Source organism: Streptomyces sp. 2323.1 (assembly GCF_900221035.1).
GTDB classification, from domain to species: domain Bacteria; phylum Actinomycetota; class Actinomycetes; order Streptomycetales; family Streptomycetaceae; genus Streptomyces; species Streptomyces sioyaensis.
In genome coordinates this window covers 5,822,836-5,843,566 of the sequence record NZ_LT907981.1, presented here as the reverse complement: position 1 = coordinate 5,843,566, position 20,731 = coordinate 5,822,836, and the positions used below count along the sequence as shown (strand labels likewise).

19 protein-coding genes and 2 pseudogenes are annotated in these 20,731 nt (G+C 68.8%); 8 read left to right on the top strand and 13 right to left on the bottom strand.

The features are described from left to right. Nucleotides 1-100: 100 nt before the first annotated feature. Nucleotides 101-2,743 (bottom strand): pullulanase-type alpha-1,6-glucosidase, encoded by a 2,643-nt coding sequence (gene pulA, locus CPH93_RS25165; RefSeq protein WP_096214164.1) that lies wholly within the window; start codon nucleotides 2,741-2,743, stop codon nucleotides 101-103. A gap of 348 nt (nucleotides 2,744-3,091) precedes the next feature. On the opposite strand from pulA, the gene CPH93_RS25160 reads away from it, so the two are divergent. Both CPH93_RS25160 and CPH93_RS25155 read left to right on the top strand, forming a co-directional pair. Further along, the gene (locus tag CPH93_RS25160; RefSeq protein ID WP_159395052.1) at nucleotides 3,092-3,574 is read left to right on the top strand and encodes a hypothetical protein; all 483 of its coding nucleotides are present in this window, start codon (nucleotides 3,092-3,094) and stop codon (nucleotides 3,572-3,574) included. A gap of 69 nt (nucleotides 3,575-3,643) precedes the next feature. Further along, nucleotides 3,644-4,429, top strand: coding sequence for a hypothetical protein (locus CPH93_RS25155; RefSeq protein ID WP_159395051.1), 786 nt, complete (start codon nucleotides 3,644-3,646; stop codon nucleotides 4,427-4,429). A gap of 75 nt (nucleotides 4,430-4,504) precedes the next feature. Here the strand turns inward: CPH93_RS25155 and CPH93_RS25150 are convergent, their stop codons facing one another. Beyond that, complete coding sequence (locus CPH93_RS25150; RefSeq protein WP_159032213.1) at nucleotides 4,505-4,978, bottom strand: cupin domain-containing protein; 474 nt, start codon at nucleotides 4,976-4,978, stop codon at nucleotides 4,505-4,507. Between the two features lie 93 nt (nucleotides 4,979-5,071). Here CPH93_RS25150 and CPH93_RS36940 point away from each other — a divergent pair. Next, a pseudogene (locus CPH93_RS36940) lies at nucleotides 5,072-5,224 on the top strand (DUF1801 domain-containing protein); the annotation flags it as partial. Nucleotides 5,225-5,274: 50 nt separating this feature from the next. On the opposite strand, the gene CPH93_RS25145 reads toward CPH93_RS36940, so the two are convergent. The 3 genes and pseudogenes from CPH93_RS25145 to CPH93_RS25135 form a co-directional block, all read right to left on the bottom strand. Then, nucleotides 5,275-5,823, bottom strand: a complete 549-nt coding sequence (locus CPH93_RS25145; protein WP_096214161.1) for a DUF1062 domain-containing protein — start codon at nucleotides 5,821-5,823, stop codon at nucleotides 5,275-5,277. A gap of 211 nt (nucleotides 5,824-6,034) precedes the next feature. Beyond that, nucleotides 6,035-6,914 (bottom strand): annotated as a pseudogene (locus tag CPH93_RS25140) (IS5 family transposase). Between the two features lie 53 nt (nucleotides 6,915-6,967). Further along, the gene (locus CPH93_RS25135; RefSeq protein WP_096214160.1) at nucleotides 6,968-7,432 is read right to left on the bottom strand and encodes an ATP-binding protein; all 465 of its coding nucleotides are present in this window, start codon (nucleotides 7,430-7,432) and stop codon (nucleotides 6,968-6,970) included. Nucleotides 7,433-7,571: 139 nt separating this feature from the next. Between CPH93_RS25135 and CPH93_RS25130 the strand changes: the two genes are divergently transcribed. Further along, complete coding sequence (locus CPH93_RS25130; protein ID WP_096214159.1) at nucleotides 7,572-8,417, top strand: helix-turn-helix domain-containing protein; 846 nt, start codon at nucleotides 7,572-7,574, stop codon at nucleotides 8,415-8,417. After that, nucleotides 8,414-8,611, top strand: a complete 198-nt coding sequence (locus CPH93_RS25125; RefSeq protein ID WP_096214158.1) for a DUF397 domain-containing protein — start codon at nucleotides 8,414-8,416, stop codon at nucleotides 8,609-8,611. Before CPH93_RS25130 ends, CPH93_RS25125 begins: the two co-directional genes overlap by 4 nt. 11 nt (nucleotides 8,612-8,622) lie before the next feature. On the opposite strand, the gene CPH93_RS25120 is transcribed toward CPH93_RS25125, so the two are convergent. The 6 genes from CPH93_RS25120 to CPH93_RS25095 form a co-directional block, all read right to left on the bottom strand. Further along, complete coding sequence (locus CPH93_RS25120; protein WP_096214157.1) at nucleotides 8,623-9,633, bottom strand: hypothetical protein; 1,011 nt, start codon at nucleotides 9,631-9,633, stop codon at nucleotides 8,623-8,625. A gap of 316 nt (nucleotides 9,634-9,949) precedes the next feature. After that, nucleotides 9,950-11,020: a LacI family DNA-binding transcriptional regulator gene (locus tag CPH93_RS25115; RefSeq protein ID WP_096215588.1), complete on the bottom strand. Its 1,071-nt coding sequence runs from the start codon at nucleotides 11,018-11,020 to the stop codon at nucleotides 9,950-9,952. Beyond that, complete coding sequence (locus CPH93_RS25110; RefSeq protein WP_096214156.1) at nucleotides 11,005-12,594, bottom strand: glycoside hydrolase family 13 protein; 1,590 nt, start codon at nucleotides 12,592-12,594, stop codon at nucleotides 11,005-11,007. Before CPH93_RS25110 ends, CPH93_RS25115 begins: the two co-directional genes overlap by 16 nt. A gap of 1 nt (nucleotide 12,595) precedes the next feature. Beyond that, on the bottom strand, nucleotides 12,596-13,489 hold the full coding sequence (locus tag CPH93_RS25105; protein WP_443031403.1) for a sugar ABC transporter permease: 894 nt from the start codon (nucleotides 13,487-13,489) through the stop codon (nucleotides 12,596-12,598). Next, the gene (locus CPH93_RS25100) at nucleotides 13,486-14,364 is read right to left on the bottom strand and encodes a carbohydrate ABC transporter permease (RefSeq protein WP_391263662.1); all 879 of its coding nucleotides are present in this window, start codon (nucleotides 14,362-14,364) and stop codon (nucleotides 13,486-13,488) included. The genes CPH93_RS25105 and CPH93_RS25100 overlap by 4 nt, the downstream gene beginning before the upstream one ends. Before the next feature lie 53 nt (nucleotides 14,365-14,417). Continuing rightward, nucleotides 14,418-15,695 carry an extracellular solute-binding protein gene (locus CPH93_RS25095; RefSeq protein WP_093482855.1) on the bottom strand — a complete coding sequence of 426 codons (1,278 nt, stop codon included), beginning with the start codon at nucleotides 15,693-15,695 and terminating at the stop codon, nucleotides 14,418-14,420. 222 nt (nucleotides 15,696-15,917) lie between these two features. Between CPH93_RS25095 and CPH93_RS25090 the strand changes: the two genes are divergently transcribed. The 3 genes from CPH93_RS25090 (at nucleotide 15,918) to CPH93_RS25080 (ending at nucleotide 19,620) form a co-directional block, all read left to right on the top strand. Beyond that, complete coding sequence (locus CPH93_RS25090) at nucleotides 15,918-17,588, top strand: glycoside hydrolase family 13 protein (protein WP_093482856.1); 1,671 nt, start codon at nucleotides 15,918-15,920, stop codon at nucleotides 17,586-17,588. A gap of 24 nt (nucleotides 17,589-17,612) precedes the next feature. Continuing rightward, entirely contained in the window at nucleotides 17,613-18,662 is a 1,050-nt protein-coding gene (locus tag CPH93_RS25085; RefSeq protein ID WP_006606007.1) for a LacI family DNA-binding transcriptional regulator, read from the top strand. A 118-nt stretch (nucleotides 18,663-18,780) separates the two neighbouring features. Then, nucleotides 18,781-19,620 carry a phosphatase PAP2 family protein gene (locus tag CPH93_RS25080; protein ID WP_231976954.1) on the top strand — a complete coding sequence of 280 codons (840 nt, stop codon included), beginning with the start codon at nucleotides 18,781-18,783 and terminating at the stop codon, nucleotides 19,618-19,620. 118 nt (nucleotides 19,621-19,738) lie between these two features. Here the strand turns inward: CPH93_RS25080 and CPH93_RS25075 are convergent, their stop codons facing one another. Further along, nucleotides 19,739-20,086 (bottom strand): hypothetical protein, encoded by a 348-nt coding sequence (locus CPH93_RS25075; RefSeq protein ID WP_096214153.1) that lies wholly within the window; start codon nucleotides 20,084-20,086, stop codon nucleotides 19,739-19,741. Nucleotides 20,087-20,106: 20 nt separating this feature from the next. After that, complete coding sequence (locus tag CPH93_RS25070; protein ID WP_096214152.1) at nucleotides 20,107-20,442, bottom strand: hypothetical protein; 336 nt, start codon at nucleotides 20,440-20,442, stop codon at nucleotides 20,107-20,109. Nucleotides 20,443-20,731 lie beyond the last annotated feature (289 nt).

Sequence of the window (20,731 nt, the reverse complement as noted above, 5' to 3'; positions counted from 1 at the left end):
GACTGCCCTCTTCCCGTACAAATCTGAGCAGTTGATTGAGCAGTTGAAGAAGCCCCGCCGGAATGTCATCCGGCGGGGCTTCTCGGGGCTCCGGCCCCGTTCAGCCGCGCCGGAAGACCGCGACCGTCCGGGCCGGGACGGTGAAGGTGCCCGAGGAGGGTGCGTAGGACGCGGTGGCGGTGGTGCGGTCGGTGCCGTGGGCCTGGAGGGGGTGCAGGGTGTAAGGCTCGCCCGTTAGGCCGTGGATGGTTTGGTGCTGCTGGTGCGGGGTGGCGTTGAAGATGACGACGAGGTTGTCGAGGCGCATGGTGAGGACGCCTGGGGTCTCGTCCTTCCCGGAGAGGGGGAAGGAGAGCGCGTTTTGTACCGCGGCGATGGTGGGCAGGCCGAAGGCCGGTTCGGTGGCGTGGATACGGAGCAGATCGCGGTAGGCGGCGGAGGTGTGGTGGATCGCGTCGCAGCTGGGGCGTAGCGCGGGGTCGGCCAGTAGGGGGCGGGCGTAGGGCCACTTGTCCTTGTTGTCGGCGGCCGGGGGCAGGCCGCGGCCGAAGCCGTTGCCGTCGGCGCAGTTCCAGTGCAGGGCGTTGAACCAGTCGCCGCTGTCGAAGGGGTTGCGGTCCAGGGACTTGGAGCGCAGCAGGTCGGAGCCCGCTTGGGAGAGCGCCGGGCCCTGGGAGAGGGCGGCGGTGGCGAGGGCGAGCACCTGCATACGGGAGCGGTCGGCGGCGCCGGTGCGCTGCGGGAGCTTGTAGGCGAGCGCGTCGTAGAGGGTCTCGTTGTCGTGGGCGTCGGCGTAGGCGAGCGCGTCACCGGGGGCGGCGGCGTAACCGGCCGGGGCGCCGTTGTAGTCGACGCCGGAGCCCTTGACCCGGTGGCCGGTGCTGTCGGTGAAGGTGTAGTCGGCGAGGTTGCCGGTGAGGCCGACCTTCAGGAGGTCTTGGTAGTGGAGCAGCCGCGTGCGCTGTTCGGCGAGGCTCCCGTTGGCGGGTGAGGAGTTGGGGTCGGTGTACAGGCCGGAGGCGAAGCCCTGGACGCGGGGGTCGGCGTCGAAGGGGCCGCCGCCGCGTACGGCGTCGCGGGCGCGGTCCGAGAAGGTCGCGATCCCGGTCCCCGCCATGTTCTTCTGGGTGGCCTGGACGAAGCGCGCGTCGTTGGCGGCTTCGCCGAAGTTCCAGCCCTCGCCGTAGAGGATGACCGACTTGCCGTCCACCCCGTCCTTGGCCGGGGTCAGTGCGTCCAGCGCCTTGCGGACGGCCAGGATGTTGGCCTTGGGCTGGTGCCCCATGAGGTCGAAGCGGAAGCCGTCGACCTTGTACTCCTTGGCCCAGGTGACGACGGAGTCGACGACGAGCTTGCCCATCATGGTGTGTTCGGTCGCGGTCCCGGAACAGCAGGTGGAGGTGGCCACGCTGCCGTCGTCCAGCAGCCGCTGGTAGTAGCCGGGGACGATCCGGTCCAGTACGGAGTGCGGGTCCTGGCCGCTCGCGGTGGTGTGGTTGTAGACCACGTCCATGACGGTGCGCAGCCCGGCGCCGTTGAGGCCCTGCACCATGCGCCGGAATTCGACGGTCCGGGCGGTGCCGTCCGGGTCGGAGGCGTACGAGCCCTCCGGGACGGTGTAGTGCAGCGGGTCGTAGCCCCAGTTGTAGGCGTCGCGGGCGGCCGTCTTGGTGACGCAGTCCTGCTGACGGTCGGAGTCGGGGGCGTAGGAGGCGAGATCGCAGTCGGGGCGGGCCTGGTCGGCGCGCTTCTCCGGGACGGTTGCGCTGTCGAAAGCCGGCAGCAGATGGACGTAGGACGTGCCGGCGCGGGCGAGGGAGCGCAGGTGGCGCATGCCGTCGGAGCGTGGGTCGGTGAACGCCAGGTACTGGCCGGGGTGGCGAGAGGTGCGGTCCTCTACGGAGAAGTCGCGGACGTGCAGCTCCTGGATGCGGGCCCGGCGCAGCGGGACCGCGGCGGGCTTGTGCAGCTGTGTCCAGCCGGCCGGAGCGAGCTGCGGATCGGCGAGGTCGACGACCAGGCTGCGTGCCGAGTCCGCGGTCAGTGCGGTGGAGTAGGGGTCGGTGACTTCGTTGGTGACGGTCTTGCCGACGGACGGCGCCCATACGGTGACGCGGTAGCGGTACGGCTTTCCGGCCCAGTCGCGCGCCCCTCGGACGCGCCACACGCCGCTGGTGTCGTCCCGGCGCATCGGGACCGTACGGCCGTCGAGTTCGAGGGCGACGGTGCGGGCGGTGGGAGCCCAGACGGCGAGGGTGGGACGGCCGTCGCGCGCGAAGACGGGCCCCAAGGCCGCGTGTTGGGCGCGGGCGCCGTACAGGTCGTCGAGGACGCCGGGTATCTGGACGCCGGTGGTGGTGCGCCGCCCGTCGGAGGTGCGCTGGGTGGCGTGCAGCGCGTCACGGAGGGCGGTACGGGCCAGGCCGCGGTCGCGGGGGTCGACGGTGAAGGCCGGGTAGTGCGTCAGATGCGGATAGGCGAGGCGTTCGGACGGGCTGAGGCTGCCCGGGACAAGCCGGAGGTGTGCGCCCTCGGTGCCGAACTCCAGGAGGGCGGGGGCGTGTTCGGCGCCCTTCCAGACGACGGTGTCGCGGTCGATCCACTGCGCCAGGGCCTGTTCCTGGCCGGACGGGGCGGCCGCGGCCGGCTGCGGCGGGGGCGAGACGAGCAGGGCCGTGGCGCCGAGAACCAGGGCGAGGGCGGCGGCCGGGCGCCGACGGGACCGGCGGGTGGTGGAGGACATGGGTCATGGTTCTAGCCGCGCCGAAAGCGCGGTGCAAGACCTTACGCAAGACATTGCAAGGGTGTTACGTTCCTTCCCGTAACAGCCGGTCCGGCCGGCCGGAGACCCGTCTCAACGGGCCCTACGCGCCCGGCCGCCCGGACCGGCACCCAACACGGAAGCCTGGACCGCCCCCGCACCGGGGCTGGCAAGGGACACCCAGAGACCCCCGCCCACGCCCAGCTCACCCAGCTCACCCAACTCACCACATCCGCACACACCTTGACATTCAAAATAATTGTGCGGAGTGGGGTGCCATGGTTGGATTCGTCGCGGCGCGACATGTACGCGACCAACCTAGGGGGAATCATGATGAAGATCCGTATTGGCGGAGCATCGGCCGTGCTGGCCGTTCTGCTGGCCGCTGCTTCGACCATGCCGGCCCATGCCGACGACCACCACAGCAAGCCTGCGAACAGCTACCAGGCGGTCGACGCCCAAGGCGCGCACGGCTTCCTGACCAAGGGCGACTACGCCCACTTCTCACACACCGTGCGGAACACGGTCAACGCGCACGGCTGGTGGAAGAAGATCGACGGCCCGGCGACACACGCCAAGATCACCATCTGGTTGCAGGTCAAGTCCGGCTCCGGGTGGAAGACTCTCGACAAGGGCGTCAAGACCGTTCCGCCGGGCGGCGGCAGCAACAAGCGGGCGGTCGCCAACTGGAAGTGCACCAACCTGATCGCGAAGAACCACTTCCGTACGGTGGTTGACGCAGACATCGTCGGCTATCCGGACAGCCCCGAGAAGCTCGTGACCAAGACGCAGACGCTGTACTGCGGCATTTAGCACCCGGCCGCTCGGATACCGGTCCGGTACAGAAAGGCCCTTGGCGTGTACTACGAGACGCTTGTTGCCTTGCACGGGGTACTCGACCGGTATCCGTGGACGTCGCACCTCACCTGCGGGGACACCGGAAGCGAGCTGTACGACCTCGCCATGCGCAGGTCGGAGGCCTACGGCTGGTACTCCACCGGCGGCTGGACCTACAAGTACGAGGGATGGGGCGAGCCCCGTATCGTCCAGGACCCGGGACGCTGGGCCGACTGCCTGGCCGGTGGGGACTGGACGCAGGACGGGCAGGTCCGGGAGCTGGCCTGGATGTCGGCGGACATCCCGGACGACGTCCGGGAGCCGCGGCTCCCGGTCCTTCACGTGGCGCGCATCCTCTCGGACGCGATGAACCGGCTCGGGCGCGTCCGGTTCACCGGGCTGCATGCCGTCCTCCCGCTGCATGAGCTCGTCGGTGATGCCTCCGACGACTTGGAGGCGATGCGGAAGTGGTTCGCGCTCGCCGACCCGTCCGCGTCGGTGCCGGTGAGCGTCACCGCCGCTACCGGCCCCGCGGGGTGGGGCAAGGAGACGGCCGTGTGCGACGCCGTCCGAGAGCGACTCGGTGACCTCGCGGACGTCGACGTCGCCGGTGGGCAGCTCGACCTGTCCGGCATGGCGGACGTGGACGGCGAGCACGGCTACAACAAGGGCCGTGAGCGGGGCGTGCTGCGGTTCGTGTGCCGCGCCCCGGAGTGGTCGGTGGATGCCGCCGTCTGGCTGGTGGAGGTGGTGGGTGACGCGCTGCGGGCGACCGAGTGCGCGGAGCAGGTCGTGGTGACCGCCTCCCTGACGTCCCGCCCGACGCCCTAACAGGGTCGTGACGCAGCACCAGCCGAGGAGCCCGGGGAAGCGGGCGTCGGGCTCCTCGCGGAGCAGCCGGTTTGCCTAGGCCAGATGCATGGGCCTCATGTCGATGTCGTACCGCCGGCCGATCGCCACCAGACGATCGAGGTCCGGCGGCGTGGCCGACGGCGGTGGCAGCTCGCGTCGCTGAGCCGGTTCGCCGGCCTCGGCGAAGAACTTCTCGATACCGCCCGGCGTATAGGTGATCACCATACGGACCGTGCTCGTAGGCTCGAATCGCTCCAGCGTCCCCGCGGGGATGTGGAAGAACGATCCGGGGCCGCCTTCGAACGTCTCGTTGCCGATGTGGTAGCGCAGCGTCCCCTCGACGACGTAGACACTCTCGGTTCCGTTGTGGATGTGCGGCGGTGGGCCCCCTCCCTCCGGGATGGTCATCTCCATGACCGTCATCTCGCCGTTGGTTTCCTCACCGGACGCCTTGACCTCGTAGAGGCCGTTCAGCAGCCAGAATGCGTCGCCGTCACCCGGCCGGCGTACGACGGAGTTCTTCGCCATACCGTTGCTCCTTATCCTCGTAGCTTCCGCACGTATTCCCTGGGGAGATCCGGCGGAGGGCCGCCATCCGGGTAGATCGGCCGGCTGCTGCATGAGAAGTTCAAGGCGCGTTACGCGACGCCCGGCTTCAGCGACCAGGCGAACCTGGCCGAGGGCACGACGTGGGCGGCCGGTTTCGCCCTGACCGAGGTGACGGCCGAGGTGGAGGCACGGATCGGTGCGCTCGTGAAGCGAGCGGTGGCCTAGGGCCTGTCCGGCGGATCATGCAGGACAGGCCCCTGGTCCCCGGGGAGGGCTCAGCGCTTGAGCGTGAAGGTGAAGTCGCCGGTGAGCTTGCCGCTCAGCCGGACTGCCGAAACGAGTTTCCCCTCCGCGATCAGCCTCTCGACCTCGGCCCGTGAAAGACCGCAACCTTCAGCGATCAGTCGCACCGGCCGGACAGGGATCCGCGCCACGAAGTGGACCAAGACGTCGATCACCTCGCGGTCCAGGTGATCCGATCCGCCGGTGTCGAGGCGCCAGGCGTTGTCCCAGTCGAGGGCGATGCGATTTCGGCGCCGTAGGACCGGATCCTGGAGCAACTCGGCCGCCAGGCCAGGGTCGTTGCCATGCATCCGGTCCAGCAGCTCAGGTCGTACGGAGCGCACGTTCATCCGCTCCAGGACCGTGAGCTTCACCGTGTCACCGCAAGCGGTACAGAGCACGAGGAGCCAGGCGTCGATGAGCTTATGGTTCGCGTTGACGCGAAATTTGCCGTTTGCCCGGAAGCGTTCGGACGCGCACGCGTAGCAACGGCGGCGAACGAGAGGCAGGCAGGTGGGCATGACCACCCAGTTATTGAGCACAGAAGTACACCGGTTTCAGTGAGAAGTCCGCAGCAAAATGAAGCGCGGCGCACATGCGCGACGCGCGACGAATCAGCACTCGGGAGGTCTCACAGGGTGTACAACGGGGCGTCCTTGCCTAGACAACTTGGTTCGGCAGCACGGTAATGGCGCACAGCGGCGCTGATCCACTGGTTTTCGAGCGCCTCACCGCCAGGTTCCACCCGGCGGATCATGGGCGGAGCCAGAGCCGGATCGAGGCGAGGGTGATGGTGCCGTGGAAGATGTAGGCCCTCTTGTCGTATCTCGTGGCCACGGCCCGGGAGTTCTTGAGGGCGTTGATCGTCCGCTCGACTTCGTTTCTGCGCTTGTAGATCGTCTTGTCGAAGCCGGCGGGTCGGCCGCCCTTGCTGCCGCGGCGTCGACGGTTGGCCCGCTGGTTCTTCGGCTCGGGGATCGTGTGCTTGATCTGCCGTCTGCGCAGGTAACGGCGGTTACGCCAAGAGGAATAGGCCTTGTCGCCGCCGAGGTGGTCAGGCCGGGTGCGAGGACGACCGCCGCCGAGTCGGCCGACACGAATTCGTTCCATGACGGGGATGAGCTGCGGGGCGTCGCCCCACTGGCCCGGGGTGATCAGCAGGGCCAGTGGGCGGCGGTTCCCTTCCCGGCGAGGTGAACCTTGCAGGTGAGGCCGCCCCGGGAGCGTCCGAGTCCCTCATCGGGGCGGTGCTCCCGGGGCGTGCGTCTTTTCCCGGCACCCGCGGTGGTTTCTTGCGCGCTCCGGCGGCGTGCTGGTGGGCCCGGCAGGTGGTGGAGTCCACGCTCACCATGGACCAGTCGATGCGGCCCTCAGCATCCGCGTCGGCCAGGACGGTCGCGAAGATTCTGTCCCACGTACCGTCCGCCGACCAGCGTCTGTGCCTCTCGTACACGGTCTTCCACTTGCCGAACCGCGTAGGCAGATCCCGCCACGGCACCCCGGTCCGGTTCCGGTACAGGATCCCGTTGATGATCCTGCGGTGGCTGGCCCAACGCCCACCACGCTGCCCGGACTTGGGTAGATACGTCTTCAGCCGGGCCCATTCCTCGTTCGCGAGATCTCCACGCCCCATGGACATGCCAACGGGCCGGAGCGCGAGAAGTCACATGATCCGCCGGACAGGTCCTAGAGGTCCAGTTCGGCGTGGATGGTCTTGCCGACGGGGTGCCGGTCGAGGACGCCCCAACGGGTCGCGAGCGCGGTCACGAGGACCAGCCCACGGCCGGCCTCGGAGTCCGGCGGTGGCGGCGCGATGGCGCCGAGGCTCGGCGGCCGCTTCTCCGTGCGGGTGTCGGCGACCTCGATGCGGAGGGTGCCCGGGCGGGCGGAGCCGGGCAGTTCCATCAAGCGCAGTTCGAAGTCACGGCCGGGTACGCGGCCATGGGTCGCGGCGTTGGCGGCGAGTTCGCCGACGATCAGGGCGACGGAGTCGGAAACCTCGCCGCCGTAGGGGAAGCCCCAGGCGTCGAGTTGCTGCACGGCGAGCCGGCGGGCGAGTCGGGCACCGCGGCGGGTGGCGCTGAAGCGCTGGGTGAACACACGTACGGTGACCGTGAGATGGTCCGCCGGAGGGGAGACGTGGACTGGCATACCCCTACGGTGCCGCCCGTTTCTGCCGCATGACCAGGACTCTGACCCGTACGGAGGGTCAGCGTACGGGCACAGGGGGTGGACAGTACGCGTAACGGAGAGTAATCATGGGTGAGTTGGGCGAAGGCCGGACGAGCACATGGAGGTGCAGGACATGACCGGCGGTACGGGCAGCGGCGAACCGGAAGCCACGGACAGCCTCAAGACATTCGGGGCCGTGGTCAAGGTCTTCCGGGAGCGGGCGGGGCTCACGCAGGAGGGCCTGGCCCTGCTGGTGCGGTTCTCCGCGCAGACCGTGGCCTCGATCGAGCAGGGGCGACGTTTGCCCCCACCCGATTTCATCGAGCGGGCGGAGGAGGCGCTGGATGCGTTCGGGGTGTTACGGGCGGCGGCCATCCATCTGGCGCGAAAGCCGGGGATTGCGGCGTGGTTCCGGCAGTGGGCGGCGTTGGAGGAGCAGGCGATCAGTCTTTACACGTACGAATGCCGGTTGATTCCAGGGCTGTTGCAGACCGAGACATACGCGCGCGAGCTGTTCGAGCACCGCATCCCGCTACTGACCGACGAAGAAGCCGAGATTCAGGTGACCGCCCGTTTGGATCGACAGAGGCTGTTGCAAGACAGGCCGAACACGGCATTCAGCTTCATCTTCGACGAACACGTCTTCCTGCGCCGGACCGGCGGCGTGGACACCACCCGAGAACTCCTCGACCACGTACTGGAATGCACAGAGCTTCGTAACGTCGAGCTGCAGATCATGCCGTTGTCGCGGGGAGTTCACGCCGGGATGGACGGACCACTGCGACTACTGGAGACCCCGACCAACCGGTGGTACGCCTACTGCGAGGGTCAGGAGAGCGGCCTGCTCATCTCTGACTCAAAGACGATCAGCACGCTCCATATGCGCTATGCAAAACTGCGTTCGCAGGCCCTCACCCCCGAGGACTCCACGAGCCTGCTAAAGCAGATGCGAGGAGCGCTATGAACACCACCGATCTGGACTGGTTCAAGAGCAGCTACAGCGGCAGCTCTGGCGACGACTGCATAGAGATAGCCCCCACCCCCACCACCATCCACATCCGCGACTCCAAGGACAAGGCCGGCCCCCAGCTCGCCGTACCGGCCCCTGCCTGGGCGGCGTTCGTTGCGTACGCCGCCCAGGCAGGGGGTGCTCGCTAACCCGGTCACTCCTACTCCTGGTACTTGAAGTAGGTGACGGAGGTGCTGGACTGGGGGGACTGGACGTAGACCCGGGCGGGAATAGCGATCAGATGCTCCTGTCCTATGTTGTCCTCGGGTAGGGCATTGGTCTTGCGGACGACGATGTAGCCGACGTAGTAAGCGCCGTCGCGCCGACCTTGCAGGCTCCCCTTCTTGTCGCTCGGGAACGTGACCTTGGTTTCATCCTGCTGCTTGGTGCTCACCTTGTTGGTGGTGGTGGAGGAGTAGCTGTAGGTAAAGCTGGCCTCAGCGCCGAGCTCTCCCCCCGCGCCGCCCTTGTCTCCCGCCGGGGTGAGGGCGACCTTGGGTGTGAACTTGCCGCCCACCGCCCAGCCTTCCGTCGAGCTTTTCTCCTCCGTGGTCTCTCCCGCGACTGTGTACGTCTTCTCGCCGCCGCCTGCCATACCGCTACTGCCACCCACCTTGGGGTACTTGGAACCGTCCTTCTTGTCGAGCTTGCCGACGAAGACGCACGGATTCGCTTTGGCAGCATTCTGATCCACCCTGCCGCCCGGGGCGGGGGCATGCTTGCCCGCGCAGTACATCTCGGTGTGTTCCGCCCCGAGTTCGGGGCCGCCCCTCCCGAAGAGCGCGTCGTCGTTGGTGTCCCCACGGACCTCGGGATCGGTGAGGGTCGAATCCGCCAGCAGTTTGGCGGTCTCCCGCAACGGCTGGGGGTTGTTGATCTTGTCCTCGTAGTACTTCTTCGCCGCCGCCTTGGCGTCCACGACCGCCTGCTTGGCGTCGTACTGGGCCTGCACATCGTCCTTGTAGACGGGCATGACCTTGTTGTCCTTGTCCCGGTCCAGGCCCTTGGGGTAGCCCATCACGCTCTCGGAATCCGCGACCGGCGCCCACCCCTTCTTCTCAGCCGTCCCCGCCATCTTCGCGATGATGTCGGCCTCCGACGAGTAAATCGTTTCCTTGTCCTTGATCGGCTTCTGCTCGTCGGCAGCCGCGGCCGGTGACGCGGTACCCATCAGAGGCGCCGCGACAAGCACTGCCGCAGCCAGCACCGTGGCATTTCTGGCCCTTCCGCTGACCGCCCTCCGCAGGGCGGAGGCTGAATTCGTCATGGCGTGACTCCCTTTTTCCCGAACACCGCTTATGCCCGGCTTGCGCCGCCGGTTTCAGCCATTCGAAGCACGGCAGGGCCCGGTGTCCACGTCCCGACCACAACTCTTCGGTCGGGCCCGCGCACCCACGGGGAGCCACAAGGCCGCACCCGCCCCTACCACGAAACGTGCGGGGGCAGACCACGGTTTTAAGCAGGTCAGAGCCGCCGTGGGCCGGAGGTCAGGTCCCGACCGGGCCCGTCGATCCCCGTACGACGAGCTCCGGCTGGAAGACGAACTCGGTGCGCCGGGGCGAGGCCTGGCGACCCTGCCCGCGCTCGTGGATCTCCTCGATGAGGGCGCCGACCGCGGCGGTCGCCATCGCCTGGACCGGTTGGCGGACGGTGGTCAGCGGCGGGTCGGTGAAGGCGATCAGCTGGGAGTCGTCGAAGCCGACGACCGAGACATCGCCGGGGACGTCCAGACCCCGCTGGCGGGCCGCACGGACGACACCCAGCGCCATCAGGTCGCTGCCGCAGACGATGCCGGTGCAGCCCTGGTCGTCGAGGAGTGCGGTGGCGGCCGCATGGCCGCCCTCGACGCTGAACAGGGTGTGCTGGATGCGTCGTTCGGCCTGCCCCCTCGACAGGCCGAACGACTCCGCCAGCGCCGCCGCGAAGCCCTCGGCCTTGCGGCGGGAGGGCACATAGCGGGCCGGGCCGACGGCGAGCCCGATCCGCTCGTGTCCCAGCTCGGCCAGGTGACGTACCGCCATCCGGGCCGCCGCGCCGTCATCGGGTGAAACGAACGGGGCGTCGATGCGGTCGTTGTAGCCGTTGATGAGGACGAACGGGACGCCGCGGGAGGCCAGCCGGGCGTAGCGGGTGGGGTCGGCGCGGGTGTCGGCGTGCAGGCCGGAGAGGAAGACGATGCCGGTGACGCCGCGCTCCTCCAGTTGCTCGACGAGTTCGTCCTCGGTGGCCCCGCCCGGCATCTGGGTGCACAGCACCGGGGTGTAGCCGTGGCCGGCCAGCGACTGCTCGATGATCTGGGCGAAGGCCGGGAAGATCGGGTTGGTCAGCTCCGGGATGACCAGACCGACCAGGCCGGCGCTGCGCCGCCGCAGCCGTACGGGACGCTCGTAGCCGAGCACGTCCAGCGCGGCGAGCACCCGCTGCCGGGTGCTCGCCGCCACGCCCGCCCTGCCGTTCAGCACCCGGCTGACGGTGGCCTCGCTGACCTGCGCCTGTCCGGCGATGTCGGAGAGCCGGGGTGTGGCATGGGTATCGGGCAGGGTCACACCTCCCACCAGATGGTGGTATCGGCGGGCAGAACGAAGTCCCCCTGAGACGCTGCCAGTTGGCGGGAGGAGAGCAGCACGCGGCCCGGGACGGAGAGGCGGACCGGAGCCTCCGTCGTGTTGACCGTGCAGACCAGGCCGCCGGGGCGGCGGAAGGCCAGGATGCCGGCGGGGGCGTCCAGCCACTCGACCGAGTCGCCCGCGCCCAGGGCGGGGTGCGTGCGCCGCAGGGACATGGCGGTGCGGTACAGCTCCAGGGTCGAGTCGGGGTCGCCGGTCTGGGCCTCGACGGTGAGGGCGGCCCAGTCGACGGGCTGCGGGAGCCAGCTGCCGCCGGTGCCGAAGCCGTACGGGGCCGCGTCGCCGCTCCACGGGATCGGCACCCGGCAGCCGTCGCGCAGGCCCTCCTGGCCGGCGGCCCGGAAGAAGGAGGGGTCCTGGCGGACCTCGTCGGGCAGGTCGATGACCTCGGGCAGGCCCAACTCCTCGCCCTGGTAGAGGTAGGCGGAGCCCGGCAGTGCCAGCATCAGCAGGGTGGCGGCGCGGGCCCGGTCCAGGCCGCCGCCGAGGCGGGTGCGGTGGCGTACGACGTCGTGGTTGGACAGCACCCAGGTGGTGGGGGCGGACACCGGGCGCATGGCATCGAGGGAGGTGTCTATCGCCTCGCGGAGCGCTGCCGCGTCCCAACCGGTGTTCAAGTAATGGAAGTTGAAGGCCTGGTGGAGTTCGTCGGGGCGCAGGTAGAGGGCGGTGCGTTCGACGGTGGGGGTCCAGGCCTCGGCTACCGCGATCCGCTCGCCCGCGTACTCGTCGAGGACGGTGCGCCAGGAGCGGTAGATGTCGTGCACCCCGTCCTGGTCGAAGAACGGCAGGACCTGGTTGCCGAGCAGCTTGAGCTGTTCGCCGTGGCCCATGTCGGGCAGGCCGGGGGCCTTGACCAGGCCGTGCGCCACGTCCACCCGGAAGCCGTCGACGCCCAGGTCGAGCCAGAAGCGCAGGACGGAGCGGAACTCGTCCCGGACGGCGGGGTGGTCCCAGTTGAAGTCGGGCTGCTCGGGGGCGAAGAGGTGGAGGTACCACTCGCCGTCGGACACCCGGGTCCAGGCGGGGCCGCCGAAGAGGGACTCCCAGTCGTTGGGCGGCAGCTCGCCGTTCTCGCCGCGTCCCTTGCGGAAGTGGAAGCGCTCGCGGATCGTCGAGCCGGGGCCCTCGGCGAGCCCGCGGCGGAACCATTCGTGCTGGTCGGAGCAGTGGTTGGGGACGAGGTCGACGATGATGCGCAGGCCGAGGGCGTGTGCGTCACGGATGACGGCCTCGGCGTCGGGCAGGGTGCCGAACATCGGGTCGATGGCGCGGTAGTCGGCGACGTCGTAGCCGGCGTCGGCCTGCGGGGAGGCGTAGAAGGGGCTGAGCCAGACGGCGTCCACGCCCAGGTCGCGCAGGTACGGCAGCCGGCTGCGGATGCCCGCCAGGTCCCCCATGCCGTCGCCGTTGCCGTCGGCGAAGCTGCGCGGATAGACCTGGTAGATCACCGCTTCGCGCCACCAGTCGGTGGCAGGAGTGACGTTGTTGTGCTGTGGGGTCATGTCATCCCTTGGTGGTGCCGGCGGTCAGTCCGGCGACGAGGTGGCGCTGGGCGAAGGCGAAGACGAGCGCGGCCGGGACGGCGATGATCACGGCGGCGGCGGTCATCGAACCCCAGTCGTTGGTGTACTGGTTGACGAAGGTCTGCAGCCCGCCGGCGAGCGTCAGGTTCTCCTCGCCGGTCATGAACGCGGAGGCGTAGGCGACCTCGGCCCAGGCGGTGACGAAGGTGTAGAAGCCGGTGACGGCGAGGCCCGGGCGGGCGAGCGGCAGGACGAGCCGCCAGAAGGTGCCGAAGGGGTTGAGACCGTCGACCCGGCCCGCTTCGTCGATCTCCACCGGGATGGTGTCGAAGAAGCCCTTCATCATCCAGGCGCAGAACGGGACGGCGATGGTGAGGTACGTGATGACCAGGCCCGCGGGCTGGTTGAGCAGGCCGAGGCTCGCCAGCAGGTTGTAGAGCGGCACGATCAGCACGGCGACCGGGAACATCTGGGTGATCAGCAGCAGCCACATCAGCGGACGCATTCCGGGGAAGCGGAAGCGGCTGACGGCGTAGCCGGTGGTGGCGGCGAGGAAGACACCGAGGACGGTGGTCACCCCGACGATCAGCACGGAGTTCTTGAACCAGGTCAGGAACTCGGTATCGGCCACCACGTGGGTGTAGTTGGCGAGCGTGAAGTGGGTGACGAGGCTGGTGGAGAAGGCGTCGTTGCGGGGTTTGAAGGACGTCACCAGCAGCCACAGGGGCGGGAACACCGCGATCACGGCCGCGACGGCCAGGGTGAGGTGCAGTCCGGCGGAGGCGACCCGGGAGCGCTCGGAGCGCTTGCGGGGTGTGCCGGTGCGGGCCGACGGTGTGCCGGTGCGGGCAGGCGGTGTGCGGGTCATGGTCACCACACCTCTCCCTGCTTGCGCAGTGCCCTGCGGTAGACGACCGCGACGGCCGAGAGCAGGACGAGGATCAGGACGCCCCAGGCCGCGGACTCGGAGAAGTTGCGGGGGCTGTCGACGAAGGAGAGCCGGTAGGCGTAGGTCACCAGGATCTCGGTGGCGTCGCCGGGGCCGCCCCGGGTCAGCAGGAAGATCACCGGGAACATGTTGAAGGTCCAGATGGTGGAGAGCAGGATGACGGTGCTGCTGACGGCCCGCAGTCCGGGGATCGTGATGTGGCGGAAGCGCTGCCAGGCGCTCGCGCCGTCCATCTCGGCGGCCTCGTAGAGCTCGCCGGGTATGGACTGGAGCCCGCCGAGGAGCGCGACGAGCATGAAGGGCACGCCCAGCCAGACGTTGACGGCGATGACCGAGAGCTTCGCCCAGGTGGGGTCGTTGAGCCACGGGACGGCGTCGATGCCGCCACCGGCCAGCAGCTTGTTGAGGATGCCGTTCTTCTCGTTGTAGAGCATCCGCCAGGTGAAGACGGAGATGAAGGCGGGGATGGCCCACGGCAGGATCAGCGCCAGGCGGTAGAAGGTGCGGCCGCGCAGCGAGCGGTTGAGCATGTTCGCCAGGGCGAGGCCGGTCAGGAAGGTGATCGAGACGCAGGCGACGGTCCAGGTCACGGTCCAGCCGAGGCGGTCCCAGAAGACGCCGTCGGTGAGCACCGCCTTGTAGTTGTCCAGGCCGGTGAACTTGTAGGTGGCGGGGAGGTGGTTGACGCCGATGTTCCGCTCGACGTTGGCCTCGTTGGCGTCGGTGAGCGAGAGGAAGACGCCGCGCACCAGCGGGTAGCCGATGATCACCCCGATGACGAGTACCACCGGGGCGACCATCGTCCATGCGTACCAGTGGGTGCCCAGCGCGCGGCGCACCCGTACAGCAACGGTCACTTGTAGTCCTTGAGCAGCTTCCGGTAGGCGTCGCCGGTCGCCTTGGCGGCCTGCTCGGGCGTGGCGGAGCCGGTGAGCACCTTGTTCATCTGGACCTTGATCGGCTCGAAGAGGGAGTTGCCCTCGGCGATCCAGGGGCGCTGGACGGCGCCGTCCACGGCGGGCTTGAAGAACTTGACCATCTCGTTGTTCTTGACGGCCGGCACGTCGTAGACGGACTTGCGGGTGGGCAGCAGGCTGAGCTTGTCGGTGGTCTGCTGCTGGACCTTGGCCGAGCTCATGTACTTCACGAAGGCGTAGGAGGCCTGGAGGTTCTTGCTGCCCGCGTAGACAGAGAGGTTCCAGCCGCCCTGCGGGGAGCCCTGGGCCTTGGAGCCGGCGGGTACGGGGGCGACGCCGAGGTTCTCCTTGTCCTTGAAGGCCTTGCCGGCGCGGGCGCCTTCGATGTCCCAGGGGCCGTCGACGGCCATCGCGACGGTGCCGTCCTTGAGGGCCTTGAGCTGGTTCTCCTGGCCGTCGGTGGCGTCGGTGACGGCGGCCTTGGAGTCGACCAGGTCCTTGATCGTCTTGAAGGCCTTGACGCCGGCGCCGTCGTCGATCTGCACGATCTTGTCGCGGGCGTCGACCATGTTGCCGCCCTCGCCGTAGAGGTAGGGCAGGAACCAGTAGGGGTCGTCGCCGCGCAGGTAGAGGGCGGTGGCGCCGGTCTTGGCCTTGATCTTCTTGGCGGCGGTGGTCAGTTCGGCGAAGGTCTTGGGCACCCCGACGCCGGCGTCCTTGAGGATCTTCTTGTTGTAGAAGAGGCCGAGGGTGTCGATGACTTGGGGTGCCGCGTAGGTCTTGCCCTTGAACTTGGTGGAGCCGACGGCCTGCGGGAGGTAGTCGTCGGTCTTGTCGAGGGCGGGGGTGCCGTCGAGCGGGGCGAGGTAGCCGAGGTTGGCGAAGTCGGCGGTCCAGGCGACCTCGGTGCGCATCACGTCGGGGGCGCCGGAGTTGCCGCCCGCAGCGTTCTTGAATTTGGCGTTGGCCTCACCGAACGGGACGTTCACGTACTGAACGTGGACCTTCGGGTGCTCCTTCTGGAAACCTTCGGCAAGCTTGCGGTACGTCGCCTTCTCGGCGTCGTTGGAGGTGTCCCAGAAGGTAACGGTTCCGGACAGTTCGCTCCCGCTGCTGCCGCCGCTGCCGCCGTCACCCCCGCCGCACGCCGTCGCCGCCAGTGCCAGGCCCGCGACCAGCGCGGTGGCCGTTACGCCCCGTATGCCACACCGCATGTGAACTCCTTAGGGAAATGCCTCAGATGGCGGTCAGGAACGTAACAGCGCCGCAAACAAACCGAAAGACCTTGCGGCAAATTTCTGCAAGACCACTGGAACGAATTGCAACGAGATGGCTGGAACGGGACCCTCCGGGCGCTCCCGGCACCGTCACCCCGCGCCCGCCCGAGCGTTGATTGCGTGACGGCATGCACGCCTCTCGACCGACAGGGACGGCAGATGACCCAGGAGCTCACTTCCCCCGGCCCCGCCCCCCGGGCCCCCGAGACCGGCCGGGATTCCCGGTGGTGGCGCGACGCCGTCATCTACCAGGTCTACGTGCGCTCGTTCGCCGACAGCGACGGCGACGGCATCGGCGATCTGCGCGGGGTCCGTGAGCGGCTGCCGTACCTGAAGGACCTGGGGGTGGACGCCGTCTGGCTCACCCCGTTCTACGCCTCACCGCAGGCCGACGGCGGCTACGACGTCGCCGACTACCGCGCCGTCGACCCGCTCTTCGGCACCCTCCAGGACGCCGACGATCTCCTGCGCACCGCCCATGACCTGGGCCTGCGGGTGATCGTCGACATCGTGCCCAACCACACCTCCGACCGGCACCCGTGGTTCCAGGACCCCGAACTGGCCCGGGAGCGCTATGTCTTCCGTCCGGGCAAGGGGCCCCGCGGCGAACTCCCGCCCAACGACTGGGAGTCGGTCTTCGGCGGCCCGGCCTGGACGCGTACCGACCGCGGCGACTGGTACCTCCACCTCTTCGCGCCCGAGCAGCCCGATCTGAACTGGGACAACCCGGAGGTGCACGCCGAGTTCGAGGCCATCATGCGCTTCTGGCTCGACCTGGGCGTGGACGGCTTCCGGATCGATGTCGCGCACGGCATGATCAAGGCGCCCGGTCTGCCGGACATCGGCCACGGCCGGCAGGCCCAGCTGATCGGCACCCAGGTCCTGCCGTTCTTCGACCAGGACGGGGTGCATGCCATCCACCGCACCTGGCGGCGGCTGCTGGACGGTTACGGCGACGCCCACGGCACGCAGGTGATCGGCGTCGCCGAGGCCTGGGCGCCCACCCCCGAACGCCTCGCCCTCTACGTCCGCCCCGACGAACTCCACCAGGCCTTCAACTTCCAGTTCCTGAACGCCCCTTGGCAGGCCGGGGCGCTGCGCGCGGTCATCGACGCCTCGATCGCCGCCACCGCCTCGGTCGGCGCCCCCACCACCTGGGTGCTGTCCAACCACGACGTGGTCCGCCACACCACCCGCCTCGGCGGCGGCCTGGCCCGCGCCCGCGCCGCCACCCTGCTGATGCTGGCGCTGCCCGGCTCCGCCTACCTCTACCAGGGCGAGGAGTTGGGCCTGCCCGAGGTCACCGACCTGCCCGACGAGGTCCGCCAGGACCCGGCGTTCTTCCGCGGCCGCCGCCCGGGCACGGCAGTCGGTGCCGCGGCCGCCGACGTCCCGGCTGCGGACGGTGGGGACACCAGCGGCCAGGACGGCTTCCGCGACGGCTGCCGGGTCCCGCTCCCCTGGTCCGGCGAGCAGCCGCCGTACGGCTTCGGGCCCGGCGGCAGCTGGCTGCCGCAGCCGGCCGACTGGCGCGCGCTGACCGTCGCCGCACAGACCGGCGACCCCGCCTCCACCCTGGAGCTCTACCGCACCGCGCTGTCCCTGCGGCGCCGGCTGCCGGGGCTGGGCGACGGGCCGATGAGCTGGGTGTCCGCGCCCGACGGGGTGCTCGCCTTCCGCCGCCCCGGCGTGCTGTGCACCGTCAACACCCTGGGCCGCGACCTCGCCTTCCCGGCGCCCGGGACCCCGCTGCTGGCCAGCACGCCGGTGATCGTCAACGACGGCAGCGCGGTGCTGCCCGGTGACAGCTGCATCTGGTGGGCAATCTGACAGCAGAACGGTACAGTCCTGCTCATGACCGCCCGGCTGGCCGATATCGCAGCACAGGCGGGTGTCAGCGAGGCCACCGTCAGCCGGGTTCTCAACGGGAAGCCCGGTGTCTCCGCCACCACCCGCCAGTCCGTGCTTGCCGCCCTCGATGTGCTGGGCTACGAACGTCCGGTGCGGCTGCGGCAGCGCAGCGCGGGGCTGGTCGGACTGATCACCCCGGAGCTGGAGAACCCGATCTTCCCGGCGTTCGCGCAGGTCATCGGGCAGGCACTGACCCGCCAGGGCTATACGCCGGTCCTCGCGACCCAGACTCCGGGCGGCTCCACGGAGGACGAGCTGACCGAGATGCTGGTCGACCGCGGGGTGGCCGGCATCATCTTCGTCTCCGGGCTGCACGCCGACACCTCCGCCGATATGCAGCGCTATGAACAGCTGCGCGGCCAGGGCGTGCCGTTCGTCCTCATCAACGGCTTCTCCGACAAGGTGCAGGCCCCGTTCGTCTCCCCCGACGACCGGGCCGCGGTGGATCTGGCGATCACCCATCTCGGTGCGCTGGGCCACCGGCGGATCGGGCTGGCGCTCGGGCCCAAGCGGTTCGTGCCCGTACAGCGCAAGATCGAGGGCTTCGTCCGCAGCATGCAGGAGCGGCTGCAGACCGGCCCGGCCGAGGCGGAGCCGTTCATCCAGCACTCCCTCTACACCTTGGAGGGCGGGCAGGCCGCGGCCGGCGCGCTGATCGAGCGGGGCGCGACGGCCATCGTCTGCGCCAGCGACATGATGGCGCTCGGTGCGATCCGCGCGGCCCGCCAGCGCGGGCTGGACGTCCCGCGGGACGTCTCCGTGGTCGGCTTCGACGACTCCCCGCTGATCGCCTTCACCGACCCGCCGCTGACCACGATCCGGCAGCCGGTCACGGCCATGGGGCAGGCGGCGGTGCGTGCGCTGCTGGAGGAGATCGGCGGCACCCCGGCCCCGCACAGCGAGTTCGTCTTCCACCCCGAACTCGTCGTCCGCGGCTCGACCGCCTCGGCCCCGAAAACGGCCCGGATCCCGAAGCCGCTGCGGGCTCTTTGACGTTCGCACCCCCGAGAACGACGGGGGTCCGATGTCCCCCTCAAGACCGATATGCGGCTTCGAATACCCGACCGAAGGATGATCGGCGACACGCCCCTTTCTGGCAGACTGTCTGCCTATGGGTGATGCGAATACGAGGACTCTGGACGGCCTGCCGACCACCCCGACACCCACCGGGGAACCCGCGGACCGTCCGGCGAACGAGGGCCGGTTGGCCCGGCTGAGGTCCCCGCGCACCCCCCGGCTCTGGTTCGAGGTCCTGCTGATCGCGGTCAGCTACTGGACGTACTCGATGATTCGCAACGCCGTTCCGGAGCAGAAGGCCAAGGCGCTCAAGAACGCCGACTGGATCTGGCAGGCGGAGCACTCCCTGGGCATCGCCGTCGAGCGCACCGTCAACCACGCGGTCGACTCCGTGACGTGGCTGATCGTGTCGATGAACTACTACTACGCGACACTGCACTTCATCGTGACGATCGGGGTGCTGGTCTGGCTCTACCGCTGGCACCCGGGCCGCTATGCCGCGGCGCGGCTGGCCCTCTTCGCCACCACCGGCGTCGCCCTGATCGGCTATTACTTCTTCCCGCTGGCGCCGCCCCGGCTGATGACGGGCGGCGGCTTCGTCGACACCCTCGTCGACCACGGAACCTGGGGCTCGATGGCGTCCGGCAACCTCGCCTCGATGTCCAACCAGTACGCCGCGATGCCGTCGATGCACATCGGCTGGTCGCTGTGGTGCGGCATCACGATCGCCCTGTTGGCCAAGCCGCTGTGGGCGAGGGTCCTCGGGCTGCTCTACCCCACCGTCACCCTCCTGGTCATCGTCTCCACCGCCAACCACTTCTGGCTGGACGCGTTGGGCGGGGTCGCGTGCCTGAGCGTGGGCTTCGCGGTGGCGTCTGTCTGGTACGGGTCGTTGCCGCACAGGATGGCCCGGGCGTTGCCGGCTGCGGCGTGAGCCAGGGCCTCATGCGGCCCCGCGCCCTCCCCCGAGAAGGGGCGAGCGCAGCGGAGCCCGCATGAGGCCCTGGCCGTACCGCGGAGCCGGACAGCTTTCGCACCGCGTGGCCACCGGGTCAGCCGCGGACGACGCCATCGGCAGTGGGGGGCCGCCTTTTGGCCTCCGTGTGATACCACTCGATGAGGTGCGTGCGGAAGAGCATGGCAGCGAATGCGGGGTCCCAGTCCGTACTCAACTCGGGCACCACATTTTCCTGCCATTCAAAGGCCACCCCGGGACGACTCGCCATGGAGAAGGTGGCAGTGATCCAGATACCCTGCTCTCTCCGGTCGACAAGCATTTCCCGCAGGGAACCCTGATCCTCTTCCGAGGCCAAACTCTTCGGCAGGGAACGTTCCAGGGACCGCTGAAATTGCGCGAGCCACTCGTCCCTCTCCATGCCGCCACGCGGCGTGTGGTCCACGGCCTCTCCTCTCGCTCCCGTCATTCAAGGAACGCCGTAATGATGCCGACCGGTCGACCGTCCTTGGAGGCTTCGTCTTCGCGCTCCGAGAACACCACCCGGAACATCTGCCCGGTGGCCGTCCGGTTCCGCACCACCGTCGACCCCTCATCTTCCTGGTATTTTCCGTCTTCGAGGGTATCGTCGATCCAGCCGATCAAGGAAGTGTCATCTTCCGGGTGCTTGTCCTGAATGTGCTTGTAGCCGAACTTCAGATCCCCCTGCCGCAGGGGCACGTCTTCGCCGTTCTTCCCGAAGAACGAGTTGCGTATGTGCCACTTTCCGACCGCCGATTTCTGAGCCGCCGGCGCGGCCATACGCACATGCGAAACCGTGGCAGCCTGCGCGGGCCCGGCAGAGACTCCTAGAAATCCGGCCCAGGCGACGGATGCCGACAGAATCCCTGCCAGGATCCTCTGCTTACTCCGCATCATCATTCCTTTGCGTTGGAGTTGGTCAACGCATGAAATGCAATCAGAAATCGATCAAGGGGACGAGGGGCGGAACAAGCCCCGCCGCACCCGGCGATAAATCGAAAAATGTCCACCGTTCACCTTTCCCGGCCACCGCGGGAATCACCGGCGCACGCCACCGTTCCTCGCCATG

Excerpts from the sequence above, each read along its gene's own strand:
- CPH93_RS25120 (WP_096214157.1), bottom strand. The coding sequence starts at position 9,633 with ATGGGTACCGCGTCACCGGCCGCGGCTGCCGACGAGCAGAAGCCGATC.
- CPH93_RS25090 (WP_093482856.1), top strand. The coding sequence starts at position 15,918 with ATGACCCAGGAGCTCACTTCCCCCGGCCCCGCCCCCCGGGCCCCCGAG.
- pulA (WP_096214164.1), bottom strand. The coding sequence starts at position 2,743 with ATGTCCTCCACCACCCGCCGGTCCCGTCGGCGCCCGGCCGCCGCCCTC.
- CPH93_RS25125 (WP_096214158.1), top strand. The coding sequence starts at position 8,414 with ATGAACACCACCGATCTGGACTGGTTCAAGAGCAGCTACAGCGGCAGC.
- CPH93_RS25110 (WP_096214156.1), bottom strand. The coding sequence starts at position 12,594 with ATGACCCCACAGCACAACAACGTCACTCCTGCCACCGACTGGTGGCGC.
- CPH93_RS25080 (WP_231976954.1), top strand. The coding sequence starts at position 18,781 with ATGGGTGATGCGAATACGAGGACTCTGGACGGCCTGCCGACCACCCCG.
- CPH93_RS25085 (WP_006606007.1), top strand. The coding sequence starts at position 17,613 with ATGACCGCCCGGCTGGCCGATATCGCAGCACAGGCGGGTGTCAGCGAG.
- CPH93_RS25100 (WP_391263662.1), bottom strand. The coding sequence starts at position 14,364 with ATGGTCGCCCCGGTGGTACTCGTCATCGGGGTGATCATCGGCTACCCG.
- CPH93_RS25150 (WP_159032213.1), bottom strand. The coding sequence starts at position 4,978 with ATGGCGAAGAACTCCGTCGTACGCCGGCCGGGTGACGGCGACGCATTC.
- CPH93_RS25130 (WP_096214159.1), top strand. The coding sequence starts at position 7,572 with ATGGAGGTGCAGGACATGACCGGCGGTACGGGCAGCGGCGAACCGGAA.
- CPH93_RS25160 (WP_159395052.1), top strand. The coding sequence starts at position 3,092 with ATGATGAAGATCCGTATTGGCGGAGCATCGGCCGTGCTGGCCGTTCTG.
- CPH93_RS25095 (WP_093482855.1), bottom strand. The coding sequence starts at position 15,695 with ATGCGGTGTGGCATACGGGGCGTAACGGCCACCGCGCTGGTCGCGGGC.
- CPH93_RS25070 (WP_096214152.1), bottom strand. The coding sequence starts at position 20,442 with ATGGCCGCGCCGGCGGCTCAGAAATCGGCGGTCGGAAAGTGGCACATA.
- CPH93_RS25135 (WP_096214160.1), bottom strand. The coding sequence starts at position 7,432 with ATGCCAGTCCACGTCTCCCCTCCGGCGGACCATCTCACGGTCACCGTA.